Source organism: Kordia sp. (genome assembly GCF_045105435.1).
Taxonomy (GTDB): Bacteria; Bacteroidota; Bacteroidia; order Flavobacteriales; family Flavobacteriaceae; genus Kordia.
Genome location: NZ_JBGCDL010000073.1, coordinates 1 through 5,148, shown reverse-complemented (window position 1 = coordinate 5,148; position 5,148 = coordinate 1). Strand labels below are relative to the sequence as shown.

The 5,148-nt window shown below is 32.1% G+C and carries 5 protein-coding genes; 3 read left to right on the top strand and 2 right to left on the bottom strand.

Annotated features, from left to right (window positions below; all coding sequences use genetic code 11):
- From rplT to AB8B65_RS03465, 3 genes are all read left to right on the top strand, one after another.
- On the top strand, nucleotides 1-301 hold a 301-nt coding region (gene rplT, locus AB8B65_RS03475; protein ID WP_405299467.1), incomplete at its 5' end, for a 50S ribosomal protein L20.
- 264 nt (nucleotides 302-565) lie between these two features.
- The gene (locus AB8B65_RS03470) at nucleotides 566-814 is read left to right on the top strand and encodes a hypothetical protein (RefSeq protein ID WP_405299466.1); all 249 of its coding nucleotides are present in this window, start codon (nucleotides 566-568) and stop codon (nucleotides 812-814) included.
- 2 nt (nucleotides 815-816) lie between these two features.
- The gene (locus AB8B65_RS03465) at nucleotides 817-3,153 is read left to right on the top strand and encodes an ATP-binding protein (RefSeq protein ID WP_405299465.1); all 2,337 of its coding nucleotides are present in this window, start codon (nucleotides 817-819) and stop codon (nucleotides 3,151-3,153) included.
- 46 nt (nucleotides 3,154-3,199) lie between these two features.
- Here AB8B65_RS03465 and AB8B65_RS03460 read toward each other — a convergent pair whose 3' ends face one another.
- Together AB8B65_RS03460 and AB8B65_RS03455 are read right to left on the bottom strand one after the other, a co-directional pair.
- Nucleotides 3,200-3,436 carry a hypothetical protein gene (locus AB8B65_RS03460; RefSeq protein WP_405299464.1) on the bottom strand — a complete coding sequence of 79 codons (237 nt, stop codon included), beginning with the start codon at nucleotides 3,434-3,436 and terminating at the stop codon, nucleotides 3,200-3,202.
- Nucleotides 3,437-3,640: 204 nt separating this feature from the next.
- A complete protein-coding gene (locus AB8B65_RS03455) occupies nucleotides 3,641-4,912 on the bottom strand; it encodes an asparagine synthetase B (protein ID WP_405299463.1) in 1,272 nt (423 codons plus the stop codon).
- Nucleotides 4,913-5,148 lie beyond the last annotated feature (236 nt).

Genomic DNA, 5,148 nt, shown 5'->3' with positions numbered 1-5,148 from the left:
AAAGGTATTAAAACAAGCCAAAGGTTACTTTGGAAGACGTAAAAACGTTTGGACAGTTGCAAAGAATGCGGTTGACAAAGCTATGAGTTACTCATACAGAGACCGTAGAAACAAGAAAAGAACATTCCGTGCATTATGGATAACTCGTATCAATGCGGGCGCTAGACTTAATGGAATGTCTTATTCTCAGTTTATGGGGAAAGTTAAAGCTAATGATATCGAATTAAACCGTAAGGTTTTAGCCGATTTAGCAATGAATCATCCAGAAGCTTTTAAAGCAATCGTTGATAAAGTAAAATAAATCGTCAAATAACATATATTTCGCTTATTGAAAACCGATACTTTTAGTATCGGTTTTTTTATGCCTTATAAGTACAGAATTACGTTTCTATATTATGTTTAATTCATATTTTTAAACTATTTACATTTAAACTGTTTAATGAATTTCTTTGCATATTTCTACCTAAAATTTCAAAAACAGAAAAATATCTTCAATTTAACTCTTAAAAATTTGATGCTTTTTCAATTTATCATATTTTTATCTTGAATTCCCTATTAAAAACCTATGAGTACAATTTCACCCAACACACTAGCATTTGGTGGTGTTTGTATATTGCGAAAATGCAAGACTCAGTTTATATCCAAAACTGGCGTATTTGCAACAGTACAGACGACACTTTTAAGCGTTTTACGCACCTGTGAATGTTTTATCATAAAACAATTACAAAGTCCACAACTTGAAAAGACAATACAGCCAATTGCCTATAATTATTCAGCAATCGCATTTTATAAAACTCAAGGCTTTAAAATTTAAGAATGTCCAATTTCAATAAATTTTTAAAGCATAAAGCCGCAAAAGATAAGAATGCATCACTTCATGCTTCTATTTCTGTGCTTTTGAAAGACCTGAAAATTCAGCTCTATAACTATTATGTTCATTACGAATTGAGTTCAAAGCTGAACGTGTATGATAGTATGTTTGAAAGTGATCGCATTGAAAACTTTCCAAATGTATTTTTAGAGATTGAAGATTTTTTATCGCTTCAACCAGATGCACATTTTAACAAGTCATTATTCCGAGAAGAAATCATACAAGAATATCCGCTCTTAAAAGAAGATGCTCAAATACATACGTTGTTTATCTCAGATAATAATACGCAAAAAGTAATGCTGTCAAAGCTATTTTTAAAAGATGTATTGCTGAAATCTAAAGATATTTTGGGTGATTCTAATACTGATTTTTTGTTGAAAGCTGAAGAACTGCTCATTAATTTGCCTTTCTCGTTTGAAACGGTCACACAACAAAAAGCCGCTTCAATTTTAAAAGAACTCTTTGAATATTCAAATCTAATTCAAAAGAAGATTCAAAAAAGTCTGGGTATAAATGCCATGTTAAGCATATACAATAATGCCTATAACAAATACTTTAATAACTTTTATTTACTAGAAAATTTTACCATAATTGTCAATTTAGTACCTGATCAATTATTGATTACAGACAATGTAAATCTTCCCAGTAAAGGACAATTACATCGCTTACTAAAATCACAGATTTCAAGCTTAGAGGACATCAATTCTAAACTCAGTAAAGAGATTCTTCAAAAATCACAAATTCAAAAAGAACTTGAAGATAATGAAAAACTATACGCAGCAGTAATTCATAATTCGCTTGATGCAAATGTTATTTTTAATGTGGATGGAATTATTATTCGATCCAACAAAAAAGCGGCAGAATTCATCAATGCACATGAAAATGAAATCAACTTTTACAAACTATTGCCTAAAGCTTTTTCTGAAAATCTAAAAGCAATTATTGATAAATTCTCTCAAAACACAACATCGAGTTTAGAGCAAGAGTTTTTTGAATTTGAAGTGTTTGAAAATGGAGAAACCATCTATTACAACTTAAAAGTAAATCCGATATACATTAACAATAGTATGTTGTTTTTCTGTGTGATTCGTGATATTTCAAAAGATATCAGAAACATGATTCGCATTGAAGAAGCACGTATTATTGCTGAGAAATCTGCCAAAGCAAAGACAACATTTCTATCCAATATGAGTCACGAAATACGAACGCCACTCAATGTTATTCTTGGTTTGTCTGAACTATTCAATAATAAAGATTTCTCAGGAAGTGACACAGAATACGAAAACATAGAAGCCATTCGTTTTTCTACCGAAAATTTACTGATGATTGTGAATGATATTCTCGATTTCTCAAAAATTGAAGCAGGAAAACTGAATGTACAAAAGGTAGATTTTAACTTTACAGAATTAATTTCCAATCTTCACAAAGGATTTAAAATCAAAGCAGAAGAAAAAGGACTTGATTTTGCAATGAATATTACGAGTTCAATTCCTAAATATATTGTTGGCGATCAATATCGATTGAGTCAAATATTAAATAACCTAATTGGAAACGCGATTAAGTTTACCAAAAAAGGTTTCATTAATATAAATATTGAAGCGGAAACACTCAGAAACAAAACCATTCAGCTCTATTTTACCATTGAAGATTCGGGTGTTGGTATCTCCAAAGAAAATCTAGATAACATTTTTGAAAGTTTCTATCAGTCGCATCACAGCGAAAAAAAGCCAGAAGGTACAGGTTTAGGTTTGAGTATTACCAAAGAATTAGTCTCGCTTTTGGGTGGAGAATTAACCGTAGAAAGCAAACAAAACGAAGGAACTACTTTTCATTTTGATTTAAATTATAAAATTAGTAACCTTAGTGAGGTTGAAATGCAAAGCACACAAAACATCAATCACAATTTACGCCATAAACGTATTTTGGTTGCGGAAGACAATAAACTGAATCAGCTCTTTATAAAGCAATTACTAAAAAAATGGGATGCAGAAACGACCATTGTTGAAAATGGTCAGCAAGCTGTTGATGTGGTAAAAGCACAAGATTTTGATTTGATTTTAATGGACATACAAATGCCTGTTTTAGATGGCTTGGAAGCAACTTCTGCCATTCGCGCACTCGAAAAAGAGAAAAAAGACATTCCCATTGTTGCTTGCTCGGCAGATGTTTTTCCAGAATCAAGACAAAAAGCTGAAGAAGCTGGCGTAAATTATTATATCACAAAACCAATCAATGCGAAATCAATCAATGAAATTTTATACTTATTAACGACAAGTAATTAACTATAAAAAGCGAACTTTTTAAGTTCGCTTTTCAACTTCTTACGCTTTACACACAATCGCTACACGTAGGAAACTCCGTTTGCGTAATACAATCTATAACAACACTGACTATACAGTATTTTTGCTGAGTTTCACAACAAATATTAACTCCTGCCGCATTCACAAATGTACGCACACATACCTTTTCAGAATTCGTAGGATTTCCTCCTTTTCTGTTCAATGCATCTAATTTTGAAATCGTTTTTTTGTTTAATGCAAAATTTTTAAGCTTACTTTTTTTCATAATAAGTATCTTTTAATTGATTCATAATGAAATGAAGTTAGCAAGAAATTATGGTGTAAAAAACAGACATCATCCTAAATTAGATGATTTGTGAAAGTAAAATGAATGATAAACTTAGTATAAAATAAACAGTGATTTAAAATAGGAAAACATACTTTGAAACCTACTAATGCCTATTTCCCAAAAACTAATACCTGACCTAAATCACGTCTTCTGCTTTTTCTTTTTCGCTGCTGGAAATAAAATATTATTCAAAATAAGTCGGTAACCAGGTGAATTCGGATGTAATTCCAATTCCGTTTTCGGATCTCCTACTCTATGCTGGTAATCTTCCGGATCATGTCCGCCATAAAACGTAAAAAATCCTTTTCCTTTAATTCCGTGAATATATCGTCCTTCTCCATTGGTTCTATTCTCACCTAAAATCAACACAGACGGTTTAATTTGTGAACGATCAAAACTTGTCGTTTGTCCCATAAATCCTTTTACCAAAGCCGTATGATTTTGACATAACATGGTTGGAATTGGATCCCATTTTGCTGAAAAATCCATCAGTGTAAAGTAATCTGCGTCTTTTACAATTCTTCGTTTAGATGTCATATCAATCGAAGAAAACTCGTATTTCGTGGAACTTCTTTCCAATTCAAAGTTTGTAAATGCAAAGGTTTTATTATAATCAATCTTACTTTGATAATTTCTATCCGACACATCGCCATCAAACATGGGTTCGCAAATATCAACGCCTTCCGCAGCCAATGCAATATCAAAACTATCGGTAGCGCTACACATGGCAAACATAAATCCGCCACCAATAACATAATCGCGAATTTTCAATGCAACATCACGTTTTTCTTCAGAAACCTTATCATATCCTAGCTTTTTAGCCAATGCTTCTGCTTCTTTCTTCTCGCGAATATACCAAGGTGCCGAACGGTAAATTCCATAAAACTTCCCAAATTGTCCTGTAAAATCTTCATGATGCAAGTGCAACCAATCGTACTGAACTAAACCATCAGCCAACACTTCTTCATCATATACTACATCATATGGAATTTCCGCGTAGGTTAATACCATTGTTACCGCATCATCCCAAGGCACATTTCCTTTTGGAGAATATACAGCCACTTTTGGTGCTTTTTCCAGAATAACAGCTTCTTGATTTTTACTAGGACTCGCAATTTCTGCCAATAGTGAAGTCGTTTTGGAATCTGATAGTAATTCGTATGAAACGCCTCTAATTTTACATTCTTTTTCTACAGCATCAATTGCAGGTAATAAAAATGATCCGCCTCTGTAATTGAGCAACCATTTTACTTTGATCTTTTTTTCAAGTGACCAATAGGTAATTCCGTATGCTTTTAAGTGATCTTTTTGTGATTCCGCGTCCATTGGAATCAATATATAAGAAGCATAACTTCTTACTGAAAACAGTAAAAGCAATGCTAACGTGATTAATTTTTTTAATTTCAATTGCATTATTTTTTATTCTATGGAAAGATACACAAAAATTATACCTGAGTAAAGATTTTTATAGTTTCTATAACAAATATACGCTATTTCAACTGCTTCAATCCGGCAGTGAAAAACGGTCCAATTGGCAAGCAACTCATAATTTTAAGATCGTCTACAAAAGAACTTTCATTCCCTAAAAATGCTAAAATGGTTTCTATTGGACGATTTTTGAAGATTGTCGTAAAAATTTCTTTTCCTTC

Coding starts and splice junctions, on each gene's coding strand:
- AB8B65_RS03460 (WP_405299464.1), bottom strand. CDS start 3,436: ATGAAAAAAAGTAAGCTTAAAAATTTTGCATTAAACAAAAAAACGATT.
- AB8B65_RS03470 (WP_405299466.1), top strand. CDS start 566: ATGAGTACAATTTCACCCAACACACTAGCATTTGGTGGTGTTTGTATA.
- AB8B65_RS03455 (WP_405299463.1), bottom strand. CDS start 4,912: ATGCAATTGAAATTAAAAAAATTAATCACGTTAGCATTGCTTTTACTG.
- AB8B65_RS03465 (WP_405299465.1), top strand. CDS start 817: ATGTCCAATTTCAATAAATTTTTAAAGCATAAAGCCGCAAAAGATAAG.